Source organism: Nocardioides sp. P5_E3, assembly GCF_054049275.1.
On record NZ_JBFUMR010000003.1, the window covers coordinates 1 to 25,527 of the forward strand.

Below are 25,527 nucleotides of genomic sequence, written 5' to 3' on the forward strand. Positions count from 1 at the left end.
GCTCCCTGCCAGCCTCGCACCGCGCCGGCGTCGCGATCGCCCGGGCGCTGCGCGACACCGTCGCGGGGGAGGGCGTGATGATCCTCGACGAGGCGACCCGCGCCCTGCCCCGCGACGAGCTCGCCCGGTTCCATGCCCTGCTGCGACGCGTGGTGGCCACCGGCACCTCGGTGGTGATGATCAGCCACAACCTCGAAGAGGTCCTCACCGTCAGCGACCGGGTCACCGTGCTGCGCGACGGGCTGGTCGTCGGCGAGGCACTCGAGACCACCGGCCTCGACGAGGCCGCCCTGGCCCGCCTGATGCTCGGCTCGTCGGTGGACCGAGTGGTGCGCGCCGTGCCGGCCGACGCGGACGCACCCGTCGTCGCGCGGATCCAGGACCTGGCTCTTGCGGGTCACGAACCGTTCTCCCTCGACGTGCGTCGCGGGGAAGTCATCGGCCTCACCGGTCTGCCCGGCACCGGGTTCGAGCAGGTGCCCTACCTCGTCTCCGGGGCACACCCCGCCACAGGCGGCGCCGTCGAGATCGGAACACGACGACTCGACCTGCGCCGGTCCTCGGTCGCAGACCTGATGGCGGCCGGGGTCGCGATGGTCCCCGAGCGGCGCGTGCGTGACGGCCTCGCCGTCGAGCTCAACGTCCGCGACAACCTCTCGCTGCCCAGCGTACGGCGCAAGGGCCGCCCGTGGTTCGTCGCACGAGGCTGGCAGCAACGCCTCACCGTCGAGTCCATCCAGCGCCTCACCATCCGCGCCCGCTCGGGTGCCGACCTGGTCAAGGAGCTCAGCGGCGGCAACCAGCAGAAGGTCCTCTTCGCCAAGTGGCTCTCGGTCGAGCCCGTGCTGCTGGTCCTCCACGAACCCACCCAGGCCGTCGACGTCGGCGCCCGCGCCGACCTCCTCAACACCGTCCACCGTTCAGCCGAAGCCGGCATGGGCGTACTCCTCGTCAGCACCGAACCCGCCGACCTCGTCGAGGCCTGCGACCGCATCCTCGTGCTGCACCCCGGCAGGTCGCCCCACGAGATGCGCACCACCGACGCCGACGAAGTCCTCGAAGCCGTCTACGCCCAGCCCGCACCCGTTCCCTCCCCAGCCCCCGCCGGAGCCCCCCATGCCTGAACCCACCACTACCGCGACCGCCGAGCCCACCGCGCCGAGCAGCGACGCACCCAAGCCACGCAACGGCGCACCCGACTGGCTCCACCAGGTCGCCAGCCGCTACGCCCTCATCGTCGTGTGGGCGCTGATGGCGCTTTACTTCTACCTCCAGGTGCCCGACACCTTCGGCACCCACGGCACGTTCTCCTCCATCTTCGGCTCCCAGCAGGTACTCGTCTTCCTCGCCATGTCGGCGCTGGTGACGCTCGCCGTGGGGGAGTTCGACCTGTCGGTGGCCGCGGTGATGGGACTGACCGCCACCATCATCCCCGTGCTGGCCGGCGTTCACGGCATGAACGTCTGGCTGGCCTGCCTCATCGGCGTGGGAACCGCCCTGCTCGCCGGAGCCGTCAACGCGTTCTTCGTGGTCGTCATGGACGTCTCCTCGTTCGTGGTGACGCTCGGCACCGGCACGCTGATGACCGGCATCGCGCAGTTCATCTCCGGCACCAACATCGTCTCGGTCAACAGCCCCGGCCTCGCCGACTTCGCGACCTACGACGTCCTCGGCATGCCGATCTCGTTCTACTACGGCATCGCGCTGACGCTGTTCCTTGCCTACGTCCTGTCGTGGACCCCGGTCGGGCGCAGCATGGTGTTCGTCGGCGCCAACCGGGAAGTCGCCCGTCTGGCCGGCATCAGAGTCCAGCGCGTCCGGTTCGGCGCCTACCTCGCCGGCGGCCTGCTCTCCGGACTGGCCGGGCTGCTCCTGGTCGCCACCGTCGGCGGTTTCGACTCCGCCTCCTCAGCCAGCTACCTGCTCCCAGCACTGGCTGCGGTGTTCCTCGGCACCGCCGTCGTCCAGCCCGGAGCGTTCAACCCCATCGGCACGCTGGTCGCCATCTACTTCCTCACCACCGGCATCTTCGGCCTCCAGCTCCTGGGCTACTCCGGATGGATCCAGAACGCGTTCTACGGCGCCGGGCTCGTCGTCGCCGTCACCCTCGCCAAGGTCGTGCGCGACCGCTCCAAGAAGGGCTGAGCCATGCACGAGACACGAGCCCGCACCGCATCCACCGCCGCCGAGCTCCGCGCCGAGCTCGTACCCAGCGACGAGGCGAGCCGCCTCACCGACCGGGCAGCGCAGCTGCTCCGCGACTCCGGAGGCATGCGGCTCCTCCAGGCCAAGGACCTCGGCGGCTACGAGGAGCATCCCAACGAGTTCTTCGACTGGGTCACCCAGATCGGCACCGAGCACCCCTCCGCTGGGTGGATCGCCGGAGTCGTCGGAGTCCACCCGTGGGAGATCTCGATCATGCACCCGAGAGTCCAAGACGAGATCTACGGCACCGACCCCGACGTGCTTACCGCATCCCCCTACGCACCGTTCGGGCGTGCGGTGCCCGTCGACGGCGGCTTCCGGTTCACCGGCCGCTGGCCGTACTCCACCGGCACCGACCACGCCGGCTGGATCATCCTCGGCGGAATGCTCGCCGATGAGACCGGAGCACCCTCCAGCCCGCCCGACGTACGCCACTTCGTCCTCCCGGAGGGCGACTGGACGATCGTCGACGACTCCTGGAACGTGATGGGGCTGCGCGGCACCGGCAGCAAGGACGTCGTCGTCGACGCCTTCGTGCCCGACCACCGCGTCAGCGAAGCCTCGAAGATGTACGACGGCAGCTACGCCCGCGAACGGCGACCCGACTCCCCGCTGTTCCAGATGATGTTCGGCCTCATGTTCCCCGCCGCCATCGCCGCCGGAACCTTCGGAGTCGCCCGCCACGCCATCTCCGCCTTCGGTCAAGCAATGGAGTCGAAGGTGTCCGTCGCCGGCACCGCCGCCCGCACCAGCGCCATCCAGGTCGAGCGACTGGCGGCCGCCGAAGCCGACATCGAAGCGAGCATCGCCCACTTCCGCACATCCATCGCCGACCTCTACGCCTACGTCGACGACGGCAACGAGATCACCCTCGACCAGCGCCACCGCTTCCGCCGCGACCAGGTGCGCGCCACCGGACGATGCGTCGAAGCCATCGACCGGCTGTTCCTGCAGTCCGGTTCGACCGCGATGGGGGAGAACCACCCGGTCTCCCGCGCCTGGCGAGACCTCCACGTCGCCGGCACCCACGTCTGCAACAACAGCGAGCTCACCTACCAGGCGTGGGGCGCCCACCGCTTCGGCGGACCCATCCCGCCCGGCGTCGCCTTCTGACGCCCCCAACAGCACCCGCCTGAACACACGAACACACACGCACGAACACCGCCCACGCCACACCCCGAAAGACAGCCACGAAGGAGGAGAGCCCGATGCACGAGGTTCTCGACAACATCAGCAGGTCCGCAAAGGTCCTCAACGACGAGGCCGTGCCCAGCGACAAGCTCGGCCGGCTCACCAACACCATGGCCTCGACCTTGAAGGACACTGGCCTCGTACGCCTCCTCCAGCCCGTCGAGCACGGCGGCTACGAGGCACACCCGTGCGACTTCCTCGAGGCCGTGATGAACGTCGGCATCGCCGCCCCGTCCGCGGGCTGGGTCTCCGGCGTTGTCGGCGTCCACCCGTGGGAGATCGCGATGATGGACCCGCGCCTGCAGGAGGAGATCTGGGGCGAAGACCCCGACACCTGGACCGCATCCCCCTACGCCCCGTTCGGACGCGCCACCCGCGTCGACGGAGGCTTCCTGTTCACCGGCCAATGGCCCTACTCCACCGGCACCGACCACTCCGAGTGGGTCATCCTCGGCGGCTTCGTGCTCAACGAGGACGGCCAGGTCGCAGGAAACGGTGGCCCGCCCGACATGCGGCACTTCGTCATCCCGCGCGCCGACTACCAGATCGTCGAGGACTCATGGAACGTCATGGGCCTCCAAGGCACCGGCTCCAAGGACGTCCGCATGACCGACGTCTTCGTCCCCGACCACCGCGTCGTCGAAGCGATGAAGATGGTCGAAGGCGTCCACGAGGACCGCCAGGCCGGCAAGCCGCTCTACCGCGTCAAGTTCCCCATCATGTTCTCCGCCGCCATCGCCGCCGGCACCCAAGGCATCGCCCAAGGCGCCCTCGCGGCCTACCACGACTACATGACCACCCGCGTCTCCGTCGCGGGCAACGTCGCCAAGAACGACGCAGCCCACCTCGTGGTCTACGGCGAGGCCGCCGCCGACGTCGCCGCCAGCCGCTCCCACCTCCTCAACTCGATGCGCGAGCTCTACGACCACGTCTCACGCGGCGGCGACGTCTCCTACGACCAGCGGCTCGTCTTCCGCCGCGACCAGGTCCGCGCCTCCCGCAGAGCGGCCGACGCCATCGACCGGATCTACAAGATCTCCGGCGCCAGCGGCATCCGCACCGACTTCCCCAACGAGCGCTACTGGCGCGACCTGCAGGTCGGCCTGAGCCACGTGTGCAACGTCGCCGAGAACATCTACGCCGCCTGGGGCGCCCACGACCTCGGCGGCGAAGCCGCCCCCGCCCTCTACGTCTGACCCCACCGCCCCACCGCCCGACCACACCTGCGCCCGACCACCTGAAGGAGTAACCAGCATGATCAAGTCACTGGCCTATGTGGGAGTCAACTCCCCCCGCGCGGAGGACTGGCGCCGCTTCGGCACCGGGTTCCTCGGCGGCGAGCTCGCCCCCGACGGCCCGGACGGCGCCGTGCGGGTCAGGGTTGACGACGCCGCCTGGCGCATCGAGGTCCGCCCCGCCGAGCAGGACTCGGTCGGCTTCTTCGGCTGGCAGGTCGACCACGAGGAGGACCTCGACGTCATCGTCGACAAGCTCGCCCACGCCGGCGTCACGGCCGAACGTGGTTCGCGTGAGCTGGCCGAGGAGCGCAACGTCGACCGGCTCATCACCTTCACCGACCCGTGGGGCTTCCCCCACGAGGTCATCTGGGGACAGCACCTGTACCCCTCGACGTTCCGTCCCGGGCGGGCGAGCTCGGGGTTCGTCACCGGCGACCAGGGGCTGGGTCACATCCTGCTGCTGATGCCGGACATCGAGGCCGGCCACGAGTTCTTCTCAGGTGTTCTCGGGTTCGAGCTGTCGGACAAGATCATCGTCCCCGGCGCGCTGAACTCGCGGTTCTACCACGTGAACAAGCGCCACCACACGCTCGCTCTGGGTCAGTGCCCTCCCGGCGTGGCGGGCTTCAACCACCTGATGCTGCAGGTGAAGGACATCGACGACGTGGGCTTGGCCTACGACATGCTCGACGAGTACGACGTGCCGGTGACGCTGTCGCTGGGCCGTCACACGAACGACAAGACGTTCAGCTTCTACGCCGCCACTCCGTCGCTGTTCAACATCGAGGTCGGATACGACGGCATCGAGGTGGACGGCGCCTGGGTGCCGCAGGTGTACAACCAGACCGCCATCTGGGGCCACAAGCTCGACCCCGAGGCGAAGAACCGGCCGCCGGGCATCATGCACCCGCTGGCCGACTGAGCCCGCACAACGAACCGCCCCGGAGGTGATCCTCCGGGGCGGTTCTTGCGCTTGGCCGGGGTGGCGGCCAAGCCGGGTCCACACGACTACCAAGGGCTGCAAGTCTGCGGTTCACATGGGGAAGTCGGCGTCGTACCAGGCCCGGTAGTCGCGCAGGGCGCTGCGGCCGGCCGCGGCAAGGTGCCGCTCGACCGCACGAGCTGCTTGCTGAACCGTCGCGATCCACTCCTCGACCTGCGCGCCGGTGCCTTCGGACGGCAGCTGGGTGGCGCGCAGAAGCATGGAGATGTCGCCCTCGGGGTTCCGCACGGGCACGACGATGCCGCCGACGCGGTAATTCTCGGTGGGGTCGAGGTCGCGGTCCTGGAAGAAGCACGTGGTGCTGGCCAGCAGGGTGCGGAACTCACGCTCCCGGGCCGGGGTCAGCTCACCGGTGCCGTACTCACGCAGCGCCTCACCGAGCTGCTCGTACTCGACGGGCGCGTCACCGCCAAGGAACGAGACGCCGGCGCCGCGTCGCTCCACCGACGCCAGCCGCGCGCGGTACTGCCCCACCAGCTCCGGGTCCTTCGGGTTCACCTTGGACAGCCAGTGCTCGACAACCTCGGTTGCCGCGCCCGCGACGTAAGCCTCGCCGATCGGTGGGATGAGAGGGATCCGCTGTCCCAGCGGCTCGACCATCTCGGCGGTGCCGCCGTACGCGCTGAACGCAGTGGTCAGCTCGTCCGGTCCCACCCCGACCAGGACCGCCGCCTCGCACTTCAAGTGCTGTGCCACCCGTTCAACTTCACGGCGTGCGATGTCGGTAAGCCGGAGAGCGGCGATCAGGTCCGCGTCCCCGCGGGCGGCCATGCCGGCCGGCGAGAATCCGCCGTAACCGCCCTGGAAGAACAAAAGGGGAGTCACAGGTCGGGCGACCTCGAGGCCGCGGACCCGGCACAGGACGATGTAGTGGTCCCCTGCCTCGATCTCCCGCTCCGGCGTGCAGTGGACGTGGGCGACGGCCGCCTCCAGGACCGGTGCGCCGACCTCGGAACGATGCCAGGCGACGCTCGCGAACTTGTCGTCACCAGGGGTGGCCATCGTGCGGCACAGATCCTGCTGGTCGTGGGCCAGCACGTTGATGCAGTACGACGACGCCCGGGACAAGCGGGCGTACGTTCCGGACGTGACTGTGGGCATGAACGCCACCAGCGGTGGGTCCAGGGACACCGACGTGAACGTGCCGACCACCATGCCGATCGGCTCGTCGCCATCGAAGGCCGTCACGACCGTCACCCCGGTGGGGTAGTGGCCGAGCACCTCGCGGTAGAGCGTGGGGTCGATCTCGGTCGCGTCTGCGAGCTGAGCGTACGGTTCCATGCCCCCACGATGCGTCCCGACGACCCCGACGGAAACTGAACCGTTCCGGCTGGCGGAAAGCCACTCTGCCCCTGCCGGTCCGGTGGGCGGAACCATCTGGTTGGAGGTGCCGGGCGCACCACCTCACGATGTGGGGCATGAGCCCGACTAGCACCGGCACAGCCGACGCCACCCAAGCCACCACGGGAGTCGTCGAGGCCGCATCACGCCTCCACGAGGCCGCCACGTCCCTGCAGCCGTGCACTCCAGTGCGGGACGTCATCGGCCCCAACGACCTGCACGCCGCGTACGCCGTCCAGCGTCGCAACGCCGAAGCCCGGGTCGCCGCCGGAGCGGTAGTGGTGGGTCGCAAAATCGGTCTCACCTCCCCGGCGGTCCAGGCGCAGCTCGGAGTCGACCAACCCGACTTCGGCGTCCTGTTCAACAACATGGCGTACCCCCACGGTGCCGAGGTCCCGGCGGACGCGGTGATGCAGCCGCGCGTTGAGGCGGAGGTCGCCTTCGCCCTCAAAACGGACCTCGCCGACGGCCCTCTCGACGCAGCGCAGGTCCGCGAGGCCGTCGACTACGCCGTCGCGGCTATCGAAGTGTGCGGCAGTCGCATCGCCGGCTGGGACATCAGCTTCGCCGACACGGTCGCCGACAACGCCTCGGCCGGCGCCTACGTCCTTGGCGCCGACCACAAGACCCTCGACGAGTTCGTCCCCGCCGAGGTCGAGATGGCCATGACCGTCGACGGCGAGGAGGTCTCGACAGGCAACGGCGCCGCGTGCCTCGGCGACCCGGTCAACGCGCTCGTGTGGCTTGCACGCCAGGCCCGCGACCTCGGCGAGCCGCTGCGCGCCGGCCAGGTCATCCTCTCCGGCGCACTCGGCCCGATGAAACCTATCGAGCCCGGCGCCCAGGTCGCCGCGCACGTCACCGGCCTCGGGTCGGTCTCCATGTCCCTCGGCCGCACCCCCGATTCCTCCAACAAGGAGCAGTGAGATGAGCAAGACGAAGGTGGCCATCATCGGCTCCGGCAACATCGGCACCGACCTCATGGTCAAAGTGCTGCGCGGTGCCAAGCACCTCGAGATGGGCGCCATGGTCGGCATCGACCCCGACTCCGACGGCCTCGCCCGCGCCAAGCGGATGGGCGTCCAGACCACCCACGAGGGCGTCGACGGACTCATGGCGCTGCCCGACTTCGACGACATCGACATCATCTTCGACGCCACCTCCGCGAAGGCGCACGAGGCGAACGCCGCCAAGCTCGGCCCGCTCGGCAAGCGGCTCATCGACCTCACCCCGGCCGCCATCGGCCCCTACGTCATCCCGGCCGTCAACCTCGACGAACACCTCGACGCACCCAACGTCAACATGGTGACCTGCGGCGGTCAGGCCACCATCCCGATCGTCGCCGCCATCACACAGGTCGTCCCGGTCGCGTACGCGGAGATCGTCGCAAGCATCGCCTCGCTGAGCGCCGGTCCCGGCACTAGGGCCAACATCGACGAGTTCACCGAGACCACGTCCGCGGCCATCACGCAGGTCGGCGGCGCACAGTGTGGCAAGGCGATCATCATCCTCAACCCGGCCGACCCGCCGCTGCTGATGCGCGACACCGTGTTCGCGCTCGTCGACGCCCCCGACCCCGACACGCACGAGCAGATCGTTGCGTCGGTGGAGAAAATGGTCGCCGACGTCGCCGCCTACGTCCCGGGCTACCGCCTCAAGCAGAAGGTGCAGATCTCGCCCATCCCGGACGACCAGCCCGTCCACACCCTTCTCGAGCCCGGCGCCGATCGGCCGACGCACCAGGTGTCGGTGTTCCTCGAGGTCGAGGGGGCCGCGCACTACCTGCCTGCCTACGCAGGCAACCTCGACATCATGACCTCGGCCGCCGTGCAGATGGCCGAGCGCATCGCCGCCAGGACCGCGGCCTCTGCGGCTGCCCCGACGAGCGCTCAGGAGGCCCTCGCATGAGCACCCCCATCTACGTCCAGGACGTCACCCTGCGCGACGGCATGCACGCCGTGCGCCACCGCATCACGCCCGAGGACGTCCAGCGCATCGTCATCGCCCTCGACGACGCCGGCGTCGACGCCATCGAGGTCGCCCACGGCGACGGCCTCGCCGGCTCTTCAGTGAATTACGGACCAGGCAGCAACACCGACTGGGAGTGGATCGAGGCCGCCGCGTCAGTGCTCACAAAGGCCCGGTTGACGACGCTGCTGCTGCCCGGCGTGGGGACCATCCACGAGCTCAAGCAGGCCTACAGCCTCGGCGTCCGCTCCGTCCGCATCGCCACCCACTGCACCGAGGCCGACGTCGCTGCCCAGCACATCGCCGCGGCGCGTGAGCTCGGCATGGACGTCTCGGGCTTCTTGATGCTGTCCCACATGGCACCCCCAGAGGAGCTGGCCAAGCAGGCCAAGCTCATGGAGTCCTACGGCGCGCACTGCGTGTACGTAACCGACTCAGGCGGCCGGCTCACGATGAGCGACGTCGCGGCTCGAGTGAAGGCGTACCGCGACGTCCTCGACCCGATCACCGAGATCGGCATCCACGCCCACGAGAACCTCTCCCTCTCGGTCGCGAACTCCGTGGTCGCCGTCGAGAACGGCGTCTACCGCGTCGACGCCTCCCTGGCCGGCCACGGCGCCGGGGCAGGTAACTGCCCCATCGAGCCGTTCATCGCGGTGGCGGACCTGATGGACTTCAAGCACGGCTGCGACCTGTTCAAGCTGCAGGACGCTGCCGACGACATCGTCCGTCCCCTGCAGGACCGGCCCGTACGCGTCGACCGCGAGACCCTCACCCTCGGTTACGCCGGCGTGTACTCCTCGTTCCTGCGCCACGCTGAGGTCGCGTCGCAGCGGTACGGCGTCGACGTTCGGGACCTGCTACTCGAGTGCGGGACGCGCAAGCTCGTCGGCGGCCAGGAGGACATGATCTACGACATCGCCCTCACCCTCACCGGTCAGACCGGACCGACGTCCTGGGACCACATCACGGGAAGCGGGTCAGTGCGAGCGCCCCGGCCTTCCACAAACTGATTGACGGCCCACCACGGATGCTCGGGCGCGACCAGATTCCACGTCGCCCCGCAGCGATGCTGTCGCGGCACTGACCTGCGGTTCTGCGTCTGTGCCCCAGGCAAGAGCCGAACTTGCGACCTTTCGCTTAGGAGGCGGCTGCTCTCACCGTCGCCGAACTCGACCCGGGAACCTGCTCACTCCATAAACACCTTGCCGACGAGTCGACGTCCGGGACGCGCCCCTTCGGAAGACTCATGGCAGCATCACTTCGATCGCCTCTCTGCCCTCAATCTGCCCTCACCAACACCGAAATCGACGCCGGATGACGGTGAACGTCAGAGTCGCAGGAAGCACTGTTCGGGCAGTTCAGAGGGGGTTTCGGTGAGGGACGACGACCGACCGAAATCACCGTTATCGTTCCGCCACGACTAATGGTGAGGACCGCTTGACGAGAACCGGCTCGCCCCAAGGACACTCCGGGGACAACACGCGCCGCCGACCGCGAGGGCAGAGGAACTTCCCGCAGGCGCGCGGCTCCAAGTTCGGGACGGCGTCGTCCCCGTGCATCGCTGACGTCGGCGGAGAGAAGGGGGCATCGGCCCCTGAAAGTCGTTGGCTACAGCGAGAGCGTCCCGAGCCGACTCGAATCCCTAGGTGACTACCGGAGCAGCACCGGACGTCGCCGGCTACCGCCGACTCGATGGCCGAATTCACCAACACGAGGTTGCTTCTACTCAGCACAGATAGGCCCGAGACCGCCTCGCGGCCACTCGATTCCTACAAGGACCTGAGATGAGCATCTCCACCATCACCACCGTTTCCATTCCCGACGGCAAGGACGAGGACCTACTAACCCTCGCGGAGGTCGCCGCCATCCTCCGGGTACCTGTCAACACCCTGCGCTGGTGGCGCCAGTGCGGCGACGGCCCCCGCTTCTTCAAGATCGGCCGCCACCTCCTCACCACCATCGGCGACCTCCGCTCCTGGATCAACGACCAGAAAGATCAGGCCGACACCGACATCGCTTGACGGAGCCGGCGCTAGCGCCGGCGAACGCGTCAGCTGTCCACAGGTGGCCTGGCGGCCCACGCTCTCCACAGGTCGCACCAGGAATCGCAAAGGTGGACCGACAGTTGGGGTTAGATGCGTGACAGCAGCGTCGCCGCTGGCTCGAGACCGGTAAGGAAGGGAGCAGAGACGATGCGAACCGGACGACCACCCCTGACGGTCGGCACCTGGGGCGACATCAGCAGCCTGCAGATGCCCAACGGCAGCTGGCGGGCCCGCGTCCGGTACCGCGACTACGACGGAACCGTCACCCAGATCGCTCGCTTTCGACCCACCAAGAGCGACGCGATCTCCGCGCTGAAGCTGGCCATCACCGAGCGACAAGACCCCACCGCCTCTGCGGTAACCGGTCACATTCGCGTGAAGGCCTTGATCGAGGTCTACGTAGAGGACGTCGCCGCCCGAGCCAGCCTGGCTCCCGCGAGCCGCGAGCGCTACACCAGGCTCGCCGTCGAGGTGATCAAGCCCGGCATGGGTGACCTGCAGGTCCGCGAGATCACCGTCCCGGCCATCAACCGATTCCTCGCCGCCATCGCGCGCAAGCACGGCTACGGCACCGCCAAGATGACCCGCTCGGTGCTCAGCGGCATGGTCCAGCTCGCCATCGACCACGGAGCGCTGCGTGACAACCCGGTCCGACAGGCACGCCGCTTGGAGGCGCCGCGTCGCCAGTCACCCCGAGCCCTCAGCGTCGCCGAGCATGCCGAGCTGCTCGACAAGGTCGCCGCGGACCCCAAGGCGCACGAGATGGACCTCGTCGACCTGATCGAGTTCCTCTCCGCCACCGGCACCCGCATCGGCGAGGCCAGCGCCGTCCGGCAGCACTACCTCGACCTCGACGCCGGCGTTGTCGAGATCACCGCCACCACCACCGACGGCGGCATCCAGGAATGGACCAAGACCGACGCCGGCTGGCGGGTCCTCGCCCTCCCGCCCCATGTGGTCGCGACCCTCCAGCGCCGCATCGCCGACACCGCCATCAACACCGACGAGGTCCTCTTCCCCTCCCCGCTCGGCAAGGTCCGCAACCGCTCCAACACCACCGGCGAGCTGCGACGCCTCTTCGACCGCATCGGGTTCGAGTGGGTCACCTCGCACACTTTTCGCAAGACCGTCGCCACCCGCCTCGACGAGGCCGGCATCAGCGCCCGCCAGGTGGCCGACCAGCTCGGCCACCGCAACCCGTCAATGACCACCGACGTCTACATGGGCCGCAAGACGACCGTCGCGGCAGCCGCAACGATCCTGGGCCGGCCGGAAGCCCGCGGGCCCGAGTCGCAGTAGGCCAGAGGCAGCTCTGAGCCGATCAAGGACCCGACTTTCCGGGCACTTAACGGGCACAGGACGGGCAACGAGAAAGCCCCTGACCAGCGTTTTCACTGGTCAGGGGCTTGATCTGTACGCCATCAGGGACTCGAACCCCGAACCCGCTGATTAAGAGTCAGCTGCTCTGCCAATTGAGCTAATGGCGCAGGCGGTGAAGCGAGTAGAACACTACAGCGTCGTGATCGGCAGGCGAAATCGAGGTGGCCTCGCCCCGTGGCCGGTCAGAGGTCGGCGAGGACGGCCTGCGCCGCGTTGTGACCGCCGAGGCCGGAGACCGCTCCGCCGCGCCGCGCCCCCGAGCCGCAGAGGAGCACGGAGTCGTGGCCGGTCTGGACGCCCCACTGCTGGGCGGGGGTCTCGAGGCGCGACCGGTTGGGGGCCCACGGCCAGTCGAGGTCGCCGTGGAAGATGTGGCCGCCCGGCATCGCCAGGTCCGCCTCGACGTCCTGCGGGATCTTGGCCTCGATGCACGGCCGGCCGTCGGCGTCGGTGGCGAGGCAGTCGGCGAGCGGCTCGGCCAGCACCGCGTCGAGGGAGGCCAGCGCCCGCTGCACCGCGACGTCCTTGGCCCCCGGGTCGGCGTCGAAGAGCCCGGCCGGAGTGTGGAGGCCGAAGTAGGTCAGCGTGTGGGCCGAGCCCGCCCGGTCGCCGAGGATCGACGGGTCGCTGAGGCTGTGGCAGTAGACCTCGCCCGGCATCGGGTCCGGCACCGAGCCGCCGGCCGCGGCGGTGTAGGCCTGCTCGATGGTCGAGTAGTCCTCGGCGAGGTGGAGGGTCCCGGCGAAGGCGACGGCCGGGTCGACGCCCGATCGCAGGGCGGGCAGCCGGTCGAGCAGGAAGTTGATCTTGAGCTGGGAGCCAGCGGGCTTGGTGTCGGGGTCCTCGCCCTCGCCGAGCAGGATCCGCAGCACCCAGGGGGCGACGCCGGACAGCACGCGGCGGCCCGTGACCGAGTGCTCGCGCTCGCCGTCGTGCCACACCACCTCGGCGCCGTCCGGGCCGGGCGTGATGGATCCGACGCCCGCGCCGGTGACGATCTCGGCCCCGGCGTCGACGGCGGCCCGCGCGAGCGCGTCGGTGACCGCGCCCATCCCGCCGATCGGCACCCGCCACTCGCCGGTGCCGTTGCCGATGAGGTGGTAGAGGAAGCACCGGTTCTGCACGAGCGAGGGGTCGTCCATCGAGGCGAACGTGCCGATGAGCGCGTCGGTGGCGACGACGCCGCGCACCGTGTCGTCGGCGAAACGCCGGGTGATCGCACGGCCGAGCGGCTCCTCGACCACGTCGGCCCAGATGCGCTCGTCGACCAGGGCGCGGACGTCCCGCTCGAGGGGGAGCGGCTGCATCAGCGTCGGGGCCACGGCCTCGGCCAGCCGGCCGACCTCGCCGTAGAACGCCTCCCAGGCGGCGTACTCGTCCTCGCCCCCGGTGAGGTCGAGGAACGACGCACGCGTCGCCTCGCCCTCGGGCCGCTCGACCAGCAGGCCGCCGGAGCGCTCGCCGCGCGTCCAGGGCGTGTACGACGCGGTGGTGCGCGACGCGAGCCGGACGTCGAGGTCCAGGTCGGCCATCAGCTGCTCCGGCATCAGGCTGACGAGGTAGGAGTAGCGCGAGAGCCGGGCGGGCTGCCCGGCGAACGGCTCGACCGACACCGCGGCCCCACCGGTGTGGTGCAGCCGCTCGAGGACGACCACCGAGAGCCCGGCGCGGGCGAGGTAGGCGGCACTCACGAGGGCGTTGTGGCCGCCGCCGACGACCACCACGTCATAGCTGTTCCTGGCCGCGTTCACCGATCAAACGTAGACCCTCGACAAGGTCCTCCCGGGCGCGACACCGACGTCACCGCCGGAACGTGTCGTTCGGCACGACGACCGCCCGTCCCTCCACCCGGCCGCGCGCCAGGTCGTCGTACGCGGCGAGGGCATCCTCGAGCGGGTAGATGTTCGTCGCGGCGTGGAGCAGCCCGCGGCCGGCCAGGTCGAGCACCTCCACCAGCTCGGCGCGGTTGCCCCAGTAGGTGGTCTGCACGCTCACCTCGTAGGGGACGCCGAAGAACGAGACCGGCAGGGTGCCGCCGGCGATCCCCACGATGGTGATGTCCCCGAGCTGGCGCACGCAGGCGGCCGCCGTGGCGAGGGTCTCGTCGGAGCCGACGAAGTCGAGGACCACGTCGGCGCCGCGCCCGCCGGTGGCCTCCCGGATGCGGGCGGCGGTCTCGGGCCCCGGCTCCAGGACGAGGTCGGCACCCAGGTCGCTCGCCCGGACCCGCGCGCTGTCGCGGCCGTCGACGGCGACGATGCGCGCGGCGGTCAGCGCCGTGAGGACCTGCAGCCCGAGGTGGCCGAGTCCGCCGACGCCGATCACGACGGCGGTGCTGCCGGGGCCGAGCTTGCCCAGCGAGCGTCGGACGGCGTGGTACGGCGTCAGCGCCGCGTCGGTGAGCGGGGCGGCGTCGACGACCTCCAACCCGTCGGGGAGCGGGACGACGTGGCGCGCTGCCGGGACCAGCAGGTAGTCGGCCATCCCGCCGTCGAGGCCGAGCCCGCCACCGCCGCCGGGCACCGGTGCGAGGTCGGGGCGCTCGCAGTAGGTCTCCAGACCGGCCGCGCAGTGCGCGCACGTGCCGCAGCCCCAGGCGCCGACGATCGCCACCGGTTGTCCGACCTCCAGCCCGGTGACCCCCTGGCCCACGGTGTGCACCCAGCCGGCGTTCTCGTGCCMGAGGGTGAACGGCGGGTCGTAGGGCAGCATGCCCGGCTCGAACTCGTGCATGAGGTGCAGGTCGGAGTGGCACGCGCCGGCGGCGCCGACCTGCACCAGGACCTCACCCGGGCCCGGCGCGGGGACGGGGACCTCCTCGAGAACCGGCTCGCTCTTCCACTGGTTCAGACGCAGTGCGCGCATGTCGACCTCCTCAGGCTCACCTCCAGCCTGCTCCCGGCGACGCCCTCGCAGCAGGGCCCTTTGCCGTCCCTCGCGGGGTCCAACGGCCCTTCGTGCGACGCCGATACCGGCGAAGAGTGGAGGCACAGGAACAGCCGAGGAGGACGCCATGACCGAGCAGCGCACCACCGCACACGGACCCCGGATCGTTGTCGGGGTCGGGCCCGAAGAGTTCGAGTCGGCTCTGGCGTTCGCCGCCGCGGAGGCCGTGCGCGCCGGGTGCGGGCTGCACCTGGTGCACGCCGTCGACCTGACCCCGATCCCGGCCGACCACGTGCTGATCCCCGCTGCCGACGTCGAGGCCTGGGGCGCCGCGCGCCTGGCCGAGGCGGTGAAGGTGGCCGACGACCTCGTCGGCGACGCCGTGCCCGTCACCCACGAGCTCGTCCGGGGCACCCCGGTGGGCGCGCTCGTCGAGGTCGGCCGGACCGCTCGGATGGTCGTGCTGGAGCACCGGCACCTGTCCCGGCTGTCGAGGATCGTGAACCGCACCGTCGCGGGCGGCGTGGCCGCGCACCTGAGGGTCCCCGTGGTCGCCGTACCGAGCGGGTGGCGGCCCGACGGGGAGCCGCGGGTGGTCGTCGCAGGCGTCGACGTGCCCGAACGTGCGGACGAGGTGCTGCGCGCGGCGCTCGCCGAGGCGCACGCGCGCGGGGCCCGGCTCCGGCTCGTCCACTCGTGGTCGATTCCGGCGCCCTACGAGCGCTCGTTCACGGCCGAGGAGGTCCGAGGGTGGTCGGACAGCGCCCGGGCGGAGGTGTGCGCCGCGCTCGACCGCGTCGGCGACCTGTCGGCCGCGAYGGACGCCGACGTACGGGTGGATCAGGGCCGGGCCTCCGAGGTGCTGGTCGAGTGCTCCGCCGACGCCGAGCTGCTCGTGATCGGTCGCCACGACCCGCTCGTGCCGATCGGCTCGCACATCGGTCCGGTCGCCCGCGCCGTGCTCAGGGAGGCCACGTGCCCGGTGCTGCTCGCGACGCCGCGACCGCACCGGGCGGCGTACCACCCGTGACGGTCAGCGGCCGAAGAGCCGGGACAGGAGGCCGCCACCCGAGCCGCTGGCGGCCTTCTCGGCTGCGGTGTGCTGGCCGTTGCACCAGTCCTTCGCCGGGACACCGGCCTTGACCTGCCCGACGTGCTGGCCGCAGCCGGCCCAGGTGGTCCTGCCGCAGGTCTTGCATCGCACTGCTCGGCACATGGTGGATCTCCTTGGGTGAGTGATGGGTGAGGGGTCAGACCAGGGCGGGCAGCGCCTGCGCAGCGACGTACGCCGCCACGGCGAGGACGAGCCCGGTGAAGGCTGCGGACAGCCGGGTGGTGTCGGTGCGTGCGGCGAGTCGGGCCCCGAGGACGGAGCCGGCCACCGCGGTGGTCGTGAGCGCGGCCACGAGGCGCCAGTCGGGCACGACGCCGACCCCGGCACGGGCGGCGAGGGCTGCCGTGCTGGTGATGGTGATGACGACCAGCGACGTGCCCGCGGCATAGCGCATGGGCAGCGCGAGGGCGAGGACGAGGGCGGGCACGACGAGGAAGCCGCCGCCCACGCCGAGGAACCCGGTGAGCAGCCCAACGACGGTCGCCGTCACGAGCACCTTGAGGGCGCGGGGGCACTGGCACATGAAGGTGGGGCTGAACGTGATGATCGGGTCGTCGAGGCGCGGACGCTCGACCGGTGATGAGTGGTCGCCCCGGGACCGCCGGCGATTGCGCAGCAGACGGACCGTCATCAGGCTCGCGACCACCAGCATCAGTGCCGAGAAGGCGGCCAGGAGCACCGGCTCGGGGACCGCGGACGACAGGTGTGCCCCCGCCACGGCGCCGCCGATCGCGACCGTCCCGAACGCGATCCCTCGCGCCAGCAGCACGCTGCCGGCACGTCGGGCGGTGACGGCCCCCGCGAGGGAGGTCACGCCGACGACGACGAGCGACCCGGTGGTCGCCTGCGCGGGGGACTGGCCGAGCGCGAGCAGCACGGGGACGGCCAGGACGGAGCCACCGCCGCCGAGCGCACCCAGGCTGAGGCCGATGAGCGCGCCGGCGACGACGGCGAGGAGGAGCTCGATCACGCGTCAGGCCCCACGAGGTGCAGGCCCACCTGGTCGGCGTGGTCGAAGGAGTCGTCGATCGCGACCGGGGTGCGCCCGGCGGCGTCGAGCATCGAGGCGGCGACCGACGCGCGGTAGCCACTGGCGCAGTGCACCCACACCTCCCCGTCCGGCACCTCGCCGAGGCGGTCCCACAGCTCGTGCAGCGGGACGTTGACGGCACCGTCGATGCGCCCGGCGTCGTGCTCGTCGCTGCGGCGGACGTCGAGGACGACGACCTCGCGGTGGTGGCGCACCTGGGCGAGGTCGGCGAACGTCGCCGTGGCGAACGAGCTGGGCTCGCGGTCGCTCCAGTCCTCCGGGCCGCCGGTGGCGTGGGCTGCGGGGCGGTCGATCCCGATGCGGACCAGCTCGCGCTGCGCCTCGGCCACGTCCTGGGCGGTCGCGCCGAGGAGCGTGATCGGCGTGCCCCAGGTGACGAGCCAGCCGAGGTAGGTCGCGAAGCCGCCGTCCAGGCCGAAGTTGAGCGTGCCGGGGGCGTGGCCCGCGGCGAAGGCCGTGCGGTGGCGCAGGTCGACGACCCACTCCCCGGCCTCGATGCGCCGGCGCAGCTCGGTCGCGTCGGCGACCGCCGGGGGAGTCAGGTCGGGCTCGGCGGGGCCGGCGGCGTTGGCCGGCGCCATGTGCGCGTAGTAGGCCGGCCACGGGCCGAGCCCGGCCAGCAGCTCCTCGACATAGGTCTGCTCGTCCTGGGTGAGGACGGGGTTCGCCTGCTTCTCCCGGCCGATGGTCGACGTCGTGGCGTCGGACTGGGTGGCGGAGCAGAAGGAGCCGAAGCCGTGGGTGGGGTAGACCTCCGCCTCGTCGGGCAGCAGCTCGGCGAGCCGGTGGGCCGAGGCGTGCTGGTGGTGCACCAGGGCGTGGGTGTGCTCGGGCCCGAGGAGGTCGGGGCGTCCGGTCGCGCCGTAGAGCAGCGACCCGCCGGAGAACACGCCGACGTGCTGGTCATCACCATCGGCAGCTGCGTCGACGAGGAGGTAGGAGAGGTGGGTGAACGTGTGGCCGGGGGTCGCCAGCGCGGTGACGCGCATGCGTCCACCCACCTCGACGACGTCCCCGTCCGCCACCGGGGTGCGGGCGAAGGAGACGTCGTCCTCGCCGTTGACGAGGTAGTGGGCACCGGTCCGCTCCGCGAGCGCGAGGCCGCCGGTGACGTAGTCGTTGTGGATGTGGGTCTCGAGGACGTGCGTGAGGCGTACGCCCTGCTGCTCGAGGAGGGTCAGCACGCGGTCGATGTCGCGCTGGGGGTCGACCACGAACGCCACCTCGCCGTCGTGCACGAGGTAGCTGCGGTCACCGAGCGTGGGCGTGTCGATCACGAGGACGGTGAGGTCGGTCGGGCGTGCCATGCCGATACCCTAGGGGGTATCTGCGGCGAAACGCAAAACACCCCGGGGGGTATGCTGGGACCGCGGCACCCGCCGCCCGCCCAGCCCGACGAGGAGGACCGATGCAGCTCGATCCCGACCAGATGACGCCCGTCATCAACCGCATCAAGCGCGCACAGGGGCAGCTCGCCGGCGTGCTGCGGCTTCTCGAGGAGGGTCGCGACTGCGAGGACGTGGTCACCCAGCTGGCCGCGGTGTCCAAGGCGCTGGACCGCGCCGGCTTCGCGATCGTCGCCTCGGGACTGCAGCAGTGCCTCGCCGCCGGTGACGGCGACATCGACAGTCTCGACGTGAAGAAGATGGAGAAGCTCTTCCTGTCCCTGGCGTGAGGCGGTCGAGAGTCCCGCCCGTAGGGGTTGTCCCGACTTGCACCTCCTCCCGACCTCCGTAGTGTCGATCGGTGAGGGAGAGGAGCACCGCATGAGGGCGAACGTGTGGGAGAGATGGAGGGATCGCGTCGACGACAAGCTCGGTGACCCGATCTGGTGGAACGACGTCCTCCAGCTGGCCAAGACGGTGCTGGCGGCCGTCGCGGCGTGGGTCATCGCGGCGAGCGTGCTGGACCTGCAGCAGCCGTTCCTCGCGCCGTGGGCGGCCCTGCTCGTGGTGCACGCCACGGTCTACCGCACGTTCTCCAAGGGCATGCAGCAGGTCGCTGCGACCGTCGTCGCGGTCCTGCTCGCCACCGTGGTGGGGGAGGCCTTCGGCCTGACCACCGGGGCGATCACGCTGCTGCTGGTGGTGGCACTGGTGCTGGGCGCCGTGCCGTGGCTGGGTGCGGAGGCCACGACGATCGCGACCACCGGGCTGGTGGTGCTCACCACCGGCTTCGAGGACGACGTCGTGCTCGTCGCGCGGCTCCTCGACACCGCGATCGGCGTGGCGGTCGGCCTGCTCGTCAACGTCCTCGTGTGGCCGCCGCTGCGCCGGCACACCGCGGCCAAGGCCCTCGACCGCATCGACGACGGCATCGGCGAGCTCCTCACGGACATGGCCGGCGGTCTCGGGGACGGCTGCCAGGACGACGACGTCGACGCGTGGATCGACCGCACCCGAGACCTGGACGGCGACGTCGACCAGGCCTGGGCGCTCGTGCGGCAGGCCGAGGAGAGCGCCCGGATGAACCCACGCCGCTCGGCGCGGGTGATGAAGAACCCCCGCGAGTGGCACGGACTGCTCCGCCGCATGGAGCAGGCCATCGCCGAGACGCGGAGCCTGGCGCGCACGCTCGGGAGCCAGCAGGCTCACCGTGAGACGTGGGGGGAGTCCTTCGCCGACCAGTGGATCTCGATGCTGGGCGACACGGGGCGGGCGACCAGCGCGGCGGATCCCGACGCGCTGCTCGCCGTACGCCGCCGGCTCGAGGTGCTCACCGAGGATCTCCGGTCCACCGAGCGCTCGCCCGAGTGGCCGGTCTACGGGGCGCTGATCATCAACCTGCGCAACATCATCGACGCCATGGACCGGGTCGCCGAGGCCAACCCGATCGGTCACGCCCGGGTGCCCATCCGGGTGCCGGTGCGGCGGGCCGAACATGGATCGAGCCCCTGACCGCATCTCTGCAGTCAGGGGCTCGATCCAGCAGGGTGAGTAACGGGAATTGAACCCGCCATCGAGCCGGTCCTGGCCGCGTGGTCAGGAGTCACGCAATCCACCTGCGGATCCAAGCGGTCGCCAGCGGCGCTGAGCGGTCGTGAGCGGTGCTGAGCGGCGCGTTTGCCCCCCAGGTTGCCCCCCATTGCGCCCGCCGAAGAACGCCGGACGTTTCCCGGCATGACCTCGGTAGACGACGACTTCAAGACACTTCGACGCTACTCCCGACAGGAGGCAGCGGAGATCCTCCAGCTCAAGGACTCCATCCTCAGGACCTTGGTGTCGAAGAGGGCAGTGCCCCACCAGCGCACCGGGAAGCCCGGCAAGTGGCAAAGGGGCGTCTGGTTCACGTACGACGACATCCTCCAGATCGGGCGGATGCTGCCCGACCGGCTGTCCGGTCGGCAGGCGAACACCCGGGCCGAGGTCCCCGTCACCGCAACGGAGCCGACCGAGGGTGAGCACCCTGAAGGACCAGACGCCGTCATCGCTAGGGCCATCACCGTGGACATCTCCGAGGATGAGCTTGCTCGATTCCGCTCGCTCGCATCTCTACCGCGTCGGTGAGCGGAATGGCCACGTCTCAACGCCTGTCGTGATTCGAGGACACCTGTGTCGGCCGTGGTCGTCGGTCATCTCACTGAAGCAGAGGCTTCCGGCGGGTGAGGGCGCGGTCTGCCAACTCGGTGCCCGAGCGCTTCGTTCATCTGCTCGAACCCCACACGGGTGCGGTCAAGCACTGAGCTCGCGAACGGAATGAGCGCCCCACTGAAGGTCTCTGACTGCTGCAGCAGCGTCCGACCACCCGCTAACGGTGTGAGTGTGAAGCTGTGCCGGCCGTCGAAGATGCCGGGCATACCGACGCGCCCCAGCCACTCCACGTACCGGTGCTCGTCGACGGCGGTGACCCAGGGCTTGAACCTCATCGGCCGACCACCCGGCGGATGGATCGTCAGGTCGAGACGTTCGCCGGGCGCCAACATGCCGGACGCTGAGGTGACGAACGGGTTCCACTCGCCGTATGCCGGCAGGGTGGTGAGGGTCTCCCACACGTCCTCGACCGGTGCGTCCAAGGTGAGGTGGGTGGTGATGATCTTGCTCATCTCAGCGCCACCTCTCCCCGCGCGCCAGGACGAACTGGCGGAAGGCGTGACGCCACGGAACGACCGCGACCACGATGATCACCCAGAGCACCTTGATGGTGTTCTCCCACAGGGCGCCGGTGAGGTTGCCGTCGAGCCACAGCGGCAGCGCAACGACTCCCAGCCAGAGCGCCTTCCAGCCCACCTCGAACAGCAAGATGGGCAGCATCTGCTGCGGGTAGCGTAGTCCGAGCAGGGCCAGCACGGACATCGCGACGAGCATGGTGAGCACGGTTCCGTGATCGAGCTCCCACGGGTCGTGGGCCCAGAGCTCAGGCCACTTGACGATGACCAGGCCTCCGCCCATGACGAGGTATCCCACGCGCATCAGGTTGAGTCGCCACGTGGGCAGCGAGAGCTCCGACCGCGGCGTGGGAGAGGCGGGAGGGGCGAGGAGCGTGCTTCGGGGTTGCTGCGAGATGTTCATGACGGTTCCTTTCGGAGGTTGGGTATCTGGGGTGTCTTCACCCTCGCCCCGTGTGGACGTCGAACACATCGGCTGCAGTGCTACCTCGCTGGTCCGACGTGCGAGGAGTGCGCCCACCGTCCGTCGCCCTTCGGCCATGGGCGTCTCGACTTTCGTTGATGTTGCGCGCCGCTGGGCAGGTCTACGGTGGGGACGTGTCCTGGTCGCGGTCGTCATGGACCGCCGCGGTGCGGGCCCCGGCGGCGGCGTCCGACGAACTGCCCTTGCCTGACCCGACTCTGCGACATGCGGGTCGGGAGCGGACGGTCGACGCCCTGCTGGTCGTTCTCGCCGCCGCGCTGGGTGCCTTGTTCCTCAGCCCCGAGCTGCACGACAACCCTGACCCCTGGACGACCGGCCAGATAGTCGTTGATGTCGCCGCCGGCGTGCTGGCCTGCGGGGCGCTGTGGTGGAGGCGGCGGTGGCCTCTGGGAGTCGCGCTGATGTGCCTGCTCGCTGGTGTGGTGTCGAGCTCGGCGACACCCGCCGGACTCCTGGCCTTGTCGTCCCTGGCCGTGCACCGCCCCGCACGTTCGACCGTGCTGGTGGGTTTGTTGTGGGTCCCCTCGCTGCTTGCCTTCGCCCTCTACAGCCCGACCACCGGCCCCGGTGCGGTCCTGGCGTTCGTGATGCCGCTGGTGCTCGCGGCGAGCGGCTGGGGGATGTTCATCAGAGCCCGTCGACAACTGCTCCTGTCGTTGCGAGAACGCGCGCTGCGTGCCGAGGCCGACAAGGAACTGAACGAGGAGAGGGCGCGGGTAGCCGAACGCACTCGCATCGCCCGCGAGATGCACGACGTGCTGGCACACCGGATCTCGCTGATGGCGCTGCACGCCGGAGGACTCGAGGTACACCCCAACCTGCCGCCCAGCGAGGTTCGACAAACGGCGGCACTTCTTCGCGTCACCGCACGACAGGCCCTCGAAGAGCTGCGCAGCGTCATCGGCGTACTGCGCACCGACGGCGCGCATGAACCGGAAGGCGTGGCTCCGCAGCCGACGTTGGGTGACATCCGGCGTCTGGTGGAGGAGACGCGCGCGGCGGGCATGGACGTCGACTTTCAGATGGATGTCGAACAAGCCGAGTGCGTGCCCGCACCGTTGGGGCGCGACGCCTACCGCATCGTCCAAGAGGCGCTGACCAACATCCGCAAGCACGCGCATGGCGCCACGGGTCGGGTACGAGTCGCAGGGTCGCCATCTCGCGGGCTGCACATCAGCGTCCGCAACCCGCATCCCGTAGGAACGAGCGCGGTGTCGACCCTGCCCGGTGCCGGCGCGGGCCTCGTGGGCTTGCGGGAACGAGTGGCGTTGGCCGGAGGAACGCTGAACCTGGGACCCGACGGGTTCGGAGACTTCGTGGTGGAGGCGAACCTGACATGGAAACCGTGAGGGTGCTGTTGGTCGACGACGACGCGTTGGTCCGGTCCGGGCTACGCCTCATCTTGTCCTCCGCTGACGACATCGACGTGGTGGGCGAGACCGATGACGGAGCCTCCGCCGTCGCCGCCGTGCGGCAACACCGCCCCGACGTGGTCCTGATGGACATTCGGATGCCGCACATGGACGGCATCACGGCCACGGCGGCGCTGCGTGCTCTCGACCCGCCACCCCAGGTCATCGTGCTGACCACGTTCCAGGCCGACGAGCACGTCGTGGCCGCGCTACGCGCAGGCGCCGGCGGCTTCCTGGTCAAGGACACCCCACCGGGCGACATCCTGGCCGCGATCCGCCTCGTAGCGGCCGGCGATGCGATCATCTCGCCGTCGGTGACGCGCACCCTGCTGTCCCACTTCGCGCCCTCGGTCGCCTCCGAGCGGCGACACGCGGCCGCAGAGAAGCTCGAGGGCCTCAGCGATCGAGAACGCGAGGTTGCCACCGCAGTCGGCGCCGGGGCCTCCAACGCCGAGATCGCGTCGATGCTCTTCATGAGTGAAGCGACCGTCAAGGCCCACGTGTCCCGGGTGCTCAGCAAGCTGAACCTCAGCAACCGGGTGCAGATCGCCATCCTGGTGCACGACGGCGGGCAGGCTGGCCCTCAGGCGTGATCGCCCGCATGCCAGGACACGCCGCACTCTCCCTCCCGGTCGACGGCGCGATCGGTCCTTAAGTCAGACCGAAGCGGGATCAACCACCTGGTCGGCAGCATGGGCGACCACCGACAGTCGACTGAGAGCCGGTCCGCACGCCTTGTGTAGCGTCAAGAGGGGCGTTGTGCTGGTGCCACCCGCTCGTTGCCAGGTCAGGGGAGCGTGAGTCACGCGTGCGCAGCGTCGGCGAGCGCGGCGAGGAGTCGCACCCCGAGTGCGTCGACCGACCGACCGGTATTCGTCAGGACCAGCACGCCGAGCTGCGCCTGGGGCACGAAGCCGACGTAGCTGCCTGCTGTCGCTCCGTTGTGCCAGATGACTGTGTGTGCCGTGCTCCGTAGCGGGGACAGATGCCAGCCCAAGGCGACCCGGACCCATCGGTTCGCGGTCACCCGAGTCTGTTGCACGAGATCCAACGCGGTCGGCATTGAGCTCGGCCCGGGGATGACCAGGGCGCGGAGGTAGCGTTCGAGGTCGTCGGCGGTCGACCACGGGGCGCCGGCTCCAGCCATGGCCCCGAGGTGCCATGGCGGCACGGTGGGAGACGCGGGCGATCTGCTGGCTCAGGATCGTCCGCAGGGCCTCCGCCGCGACGTCAGTCGACATCGGCGATCAGCTCGCGTAGCGCCGCGACGTGTGCCCGCAGGGCCGCGCGACCGGCGGGGGTCAACGTGATCCAGGTAGTGCGCCGGCCGGCGTGGACCGACTTCCGGCTGCGCACGTAGCCGGCCTCTGCCAGTGCGGAGATGTGCTTGGACAGCACGGAGTCGCTCACGTCCAGGGCGGTGCGCAGGGTGACGAACTCTGCTTCGGACACGGCCGAGAGCGTGGTGACCACCTGGAGCCGGGCGGGTGCGTGGATGAGCGGGTCGAGACGCGGCATCAGCTGTTGACGAGCAGGACGACGAGCCCGAGGCAGGCGACTGCCGCGAGGACAGCGAGCGCCCGCGGTGAGACGCCGCCGGCGTGCTCGACCGGGTCCTGCTGGTAGGCGCGCCACCACTGCCGGGCGGACAGGGCGTACCCGGTTCCTCCCACGACGGCCGCTGCAACGACGATCCACCACTGGGACTCGAAGGCAGCCCAGGTGGCGGCCCCGAACGTGCACACGTAGATGCCCGTGGCGAGGGTTCCGGTTCCTAGGACGACCTGGCTGGTCAGACCGTCAACCCTGACGCCGTTGATCTGCCGGAAGCGGTGCAGAGCCAGCGCGGCGACACCCAGGAACACCATGACGCCTGCCAGCGCCACGGCGAGCCCCGTGCCCGACTGAGCGGCGATGCCGTAGGCGGCGGTCCCGATCTGGACAGCCATCGCGGCGGCCAACGCCGGGTGGAACCCCGCGGGCAGCCGCAGACCAGCCGCGAGGCGGTGGCTCGCACGGTCTGCTGCAGCCAAAGCATGCCCGGGGTCGTCAGGGTCGTGGTGCGGCGGTGACGTGCTTTCCATGTTGGAAACTATGCTAG

Annotated in this window: 27 protein-coding genes and 1 tRNA gene; 16 read left to right on the top strand and 12 right to left on the bottom strand. The window is 70.2% G+C overall.

The annotated features are described in order from the left end of the window. From ACXJKB_RS01985 to ACXJKB_RS02005, 5 genes are all read left to right on the top strand, one after another. Nucleotides 1-1,124: ATP-binding cassette domain-containing protein (locus ACXJKB_RS01985; RefSeq protein ID WP_457184909.1), on the top strand; the 1,124-nt coding region annotated here is incomplete at its 5' end. Further along, a complete protein-coding gene (locus ACXJKB_RS01990; RefSeq protein WP_457184911.1) occupies nt 1,117-2,145 on the top strand; it encodes an ABC transporter permease in 1,029 nt (342 codons plus the stop codon). The genes ACXJKB_RS01985 and ACXJKB_RS01990, both read left to right, overlap by 8 nt. A 3-nt stretch (nt 2,146-2,148) precedes the next feature. Next, nucleotides 2,149-3,318, top strand: coding sequence for a hydroxylase (locus ACXJKB_RS01995; RefSeq protein WP_457184913.1), 1,170 nt, complete (start codon nt 2,149-2,151; stop codon nt 3,316-3,318). A gap of 95 nt (nt 3,319-3,413) precedes the next feature. After that, nucleotides 3,414-4,592 carry a hydroxylase gene (locus tag ACXJKB_RS02000; RefSeq protein WP_457184915.1) on the top strand — a complete coding sequence of 393 codons (1,179 nt, stop codon included), beginning with the start codon at nt 3,414-3,416 and terminating at the stop codon, nt 4,590-4,592. A gap of 58 nt (nt 4,593-4,650) precedes the next feature. Beyond that, the gene (locus ACXJKB_RS02005) at nt 4,651-5,556 is read left to right on the top strand and encodes a VOC family protein (RefSeq protein ID WP_457184917.1); all 906 of its coding nucleotides are present in this window, start codon (nt 4,651-4,653) and stop codon (nt 5,554-5,556) included. A 111-nt stretch (nt 5,557-5,667) separates the two neighbouring features. Here the strand turns inward: ACXJKB_RS02005 and ACXJKB_RS02010 are convergent, their stop codons facing one another. Next, nucleotides 5,668-6,918, bottom strand: coding sequence for a flavin reductase family protein (locus tag ACXJKB_RS02010; protein ID WP_457184919.1), 1,251 nt, complete (start codon nt 6,916-6,918; stop codon nt 5,668-5,670). 137 nt (nt 6,919-7,055) lie between these two features. Here ACXJKB_RS02010 and ACXJKB_RS02015 point away from each other — a divergent pair, with 137 nt between their 5' ends. The 5 genes from ACXJKB_RS02015 to ACXJKB_RS02035 all read left to right on the top strand — a co-directional run bounded on the left by ACXJKB_RS02015 (nt 7,056) and on the right by ACXJKB_RS02035 (nt 12,293). After that, on the top strand, nt 7,056-7,904 hold the full coding sequence (locus ACXJKB_RS02015) for a 2-keto-4-pentenoate hydratase (protein ID WP_457184921.1): 849 nt from the start codon (nt 7,056-7,058) through the stop codon (nt 7,902-7,904). 1 nt (nt 7,905) lies between these two features. After that, on the top strand, nt 7,906-8,886 hold the full coding sequence (locus ACXJKB_RS02020) for an acetaldehyde dehydrogenase (acetylating) (protein ID WP_457184923.1): 981 nt from the start codon (nt 7,906-7,908) through the stop codon (nt 8,884-8,886). Next, on the top strand, nt 8,883-9,959 hold the full coding sequence (dmpG, locus tag ACXJKB_RS02025) for a 4-hydroxy-2-oxovalerate aldolase (RefSeq protein ID WP_457184925.1): 1,077 nt from the start codon (nt 8,883-8,885) through the stop codon (nt 9,957-9,959). Before ACXJKB_RS02020 ends, dmpG begins: the two co-directional genes overlap by 4 nt. A gap of 774 nt (nt 9,960-10,733) precedes the next feature. Then, complete coding sequence (locus ACXJKB_RS02030; RefSeq protein WP_457184927.1) at nt 10,734-10,970, top strand: helix-turn-helix transcriptional regulator; 237 nt, start codon at nt 10,734-10,736, stop codon at nt 10,968-10,970. 171 nt (nt 10,971-11,141) lie between these two features. Then, nucleotides 11,142-12,293 (top strand): site-specific integrase, encoded by a 1,152-nt coding sequence (locus tag ACXJKB_RS02035; RefSeq protein ID WP_457184929.1) that lies wholly within the window; start codon nt 11,142-11,144, stop codon nt 12,291-12,293. 115 nt (nt 12,294-12,408) lie between these two features. Here ACXJKB_RS02035 and ACXJKB_RS02040 read toward each other — a convergent pair. The 3 genes from ACXJKB_RS02040 to ACXJKB_RS02050 form a co-directional block, all read right to left on the bottom strand. After that, nucleotides 12,409-12,481 (bottom strand) — tRNA-Lys (locus ACXJKB_RS02040). Between the two features lie 75 nt (nt 12,482-12,556). Continuing rightward, the gene (locus ACXJKB_RS02045; RefSeq protein ID WP_457184931.1) at nt 12,557-14,125 is read right to left on the bottom strand and encodes a phytoene desaturase family protein; all 1,569 of its coding nucleotides are present in this window, start codon (nt 14,123-14,125) and stop codon (nt 12,557-12,559) included. A gap of 49 nt (nt 14,126-14,174) precedes the next feature. Then, nucleotides 14,175-15,239 (bottom strand): NAD(P)-dependent alcohol dehydrogenase, encoded by a 1,065-nt coding sequence (locus tag ACXJKB_RS02050; RefSeq protein WP_457184933.1) that lies wholly within the window; start codon nt 15,237-15,239, stop codon nt 14,175-14,177. A gap of 148 nt (nt 15,240-15,387) precedes the next feature. Here ACXJKB_RS02050 and ACXJKB_RS02055 point away from each other — a divergent pair, with 148 nt between their 5' ends. Continuing rightward, nucleotides 15,388-16,290 (top strand): universal stress protein, encoded by a 903-nt coding sequence (locus tag ACXJKB_RS02055; protein ID WP_457184935.1) that lies wholly within the window; start codon nt 15,388-15,390, stop codon nt 16,288-16,290. 3 nt (nt 16,291-16,293) lie between these two features. Here ACXJKB_RS02055 and ACXJKB_RS02060 read toward each other — a convergent pair whose 3' ends face one another. The 3 genes from ACXJKB_RS02060 to ACXJKB_RS02070 are packed head-to-tail and all read right to left on the bottom strand — an operon-like array spanning nt 16,294 to nt 18,732. Further along, on the bottom strand, nt 16,294-16,476 hold the full coding sequence (locus ACXJKB_RS02060; RefSeq protein WP_457184937.1) for a hypothetical protein: 183 nt from the start codon (nt 16,474-16,476) through the stop codon (nt 16,294-16,296). Between the two features lie 34 nt (nt 16,477-16,510). Further along, nucleotides 16,511-17,344, bottom strand: a complete 834-nt coding sequence (locus ACXJKB_RS02065) for a sulfite exporter TauE/SafE family protein (protein WP_457184939.1) — start codon at nt 17,342-17,344, stop codon at nt 16,511-16,513. Next, a complete protein-coding gene (locus ACXJKB_RS02070; protein ID WP_457184941.1) occupies nt 17,341-18,732 on the bottom strand; it encodes an MBL fold metallo-hydrolase in 1,392 nt (463 codons plus the stop codon). Before ACXJKB_RS02070 ends, ACXJKB_RS02065 begins: the two co-directional genes overlap by 4 nt. 101 nt (nt 18,733-18,833) lie before the next feature. Here ACXJKB_RS02070 and ACXJKB_RS02075 point away from each other — a divergent pair, with 101 nt between their 5' ends. The 3 genes from ACXJKB_RS02075 (at nt 18,834) to ACXJKB_RS02085 (ending at nt 20,931) form a co-directional block, all read left to right on the top strand. Next, nucleotides 18,834-19,100 (top strand): metal-sensitive transcriptional regulator, encoded by a 267-nt coding sequence (locus ACXJKB_RS02075; protein WP_191196449.1) that lies wholly within the window; start codon nt 18,834-18,836, stop codon nt 19,098-19,100. A gap of 91 nt (nt 19,101-19,191) precedes the next feature. Continuing rightward, nucleotides 19,192-20,322 carry an aromatic acid exporter family protein gene (locus ACXJKB_RS02080; RefSeq protein ID WP_457184944.1) on the top strand — a complete coding sequence of 377 codons (1,131 nt, stop codon included), beginning with the start codon at nt 19,192-19,194 and terminating at the stop codon, nt 20,320-20,322. Between the two features lie 222 nt (nt 20,323-20,544). Beyond that, nucleotides 20,545-20,931 carry a hypothetical protein gene (locus ACXJKB_RS02085; RefSeq protein WP_457184946.1) on the top strand — a complete coding sequence of 129 codons (387 nt, stop codon included), beginning with the start codon at nt 20,545-20,547 and terminating at the stop codon, nt 20,929-20,931. Between the two features lie 65 nt (nt 20,932-20,996). Here the strand turns inward: ACXJKB_RS02085 and ACXJKB_RS02090 are convergent, their stop codons facing one another. Continuing rightward, on the bottom strand, nt 20,997-21,467 hold the full coding sequence (locus tag ACXJKB_RS02090; RefSeq protein WP_457184948.1) for an SRPBCC family protein: 471 nt from the start codon (nt 21,465-21,467) through the stop codon (nt 20,997-20,999). Between the two features lies 1 nt (nt 21,468). Then, the gene (locus ACXJKB_RS02095) at nt 21,469-21,933 is read right to left on the bottom strand and encodes a hypothetical protein (protein WP_457184950.1); all 465 of its coding nucleotides are present in this window, start codon (nt 21,931-21,933) and stop codon (nt 21,469-21,471) included. A gap of 194 nt (nt 21,934-22,127) precedes the next feature. Here ACXJKB_RS02095 and ACXJKB_RS02100 point away from each other — a divergent pair, with 194 nt between their 5' ends. Both ACXJKB_RS02100 and ACXJKB_RS02105 read left to right on the top strand, forming a co-directional pair. Beyond that, nucleotides 22,128-23,363: a sensor histidine kinase gene (locus ACXJKB_RS02100; protein ID WP_457184952.1), complete on the top strand. Its 1,236-nt coding sequence runs from the start codon at nt 22,128-22,130 to the stop codon at nt 23,361-23,363. Continuing rightward, the gene (locus ACXJKB_RS02105) at nt 23,351-24,019 is read left to right on the top strand and encodes a response regulator (protein ID WP_457184954.1); all 669 of its coding nucleotides are present in this window, start codon (nt 23,351-23,353) and stop codon (nt 24,017-24,019) included. Before ACXJKB_RS02100 ends, ACXJKB_RS02105 begins: the two co-directional genes overlap by 13 nt. A gap of 209 nt (nt 24,020-24,228) precedes the next feature. Here the strand turns inward: ACXJKB_RS02105 and ACXJKB_RS02110 are convergent, their stop codons facing one another. Genes ACXJKB_RS02110 through ACXJKB_RS02120 form a run of 3 tightly spaced genes read right to left on the bottom strand, consistent with a single transcriptional unit; the run spans nt 24,229 to nt 25,510 of the window. After that, nucleotides 24,229-24,597, bottom strand: a complete 369-nt coding sequence (locus tag ACXJKB_RS02110; protein ID WP_457184956.1) for a serine hydrolase — start codon at nt 24,595-24,597, stop codon at nt 24,229-24,231. A gap of 59 nt (nt 24,598-24,656) precedes the next feature. Beyond that, nucleotides 24,657-24,944 (bottom strand): transcriptional regulator, encoded by a 288-nt coding sequence (locus ACXJKB_RS02115; protein WP_457184958.1) that lies wholly within the window; start codon nt 24,942-24,944, stop codon nt 24,657-24,659. Next, nucleotides 24,944-25,510, bottom strand: coding sequence for a hypothetical protein (locus ACXJKB_RS02120; protein WP_457184960.1), 567 nt, complete (start codon nt 25,508-25,510; stop codon nt 24,944-24,946). Before ACXJKB_RS02120 ends, ACXJKB_RS02115 begins: the two co-directional genes overlap by 1 nt. Nucleotides 25,511-25,527 lie beyond the last annotated feature (17 nt).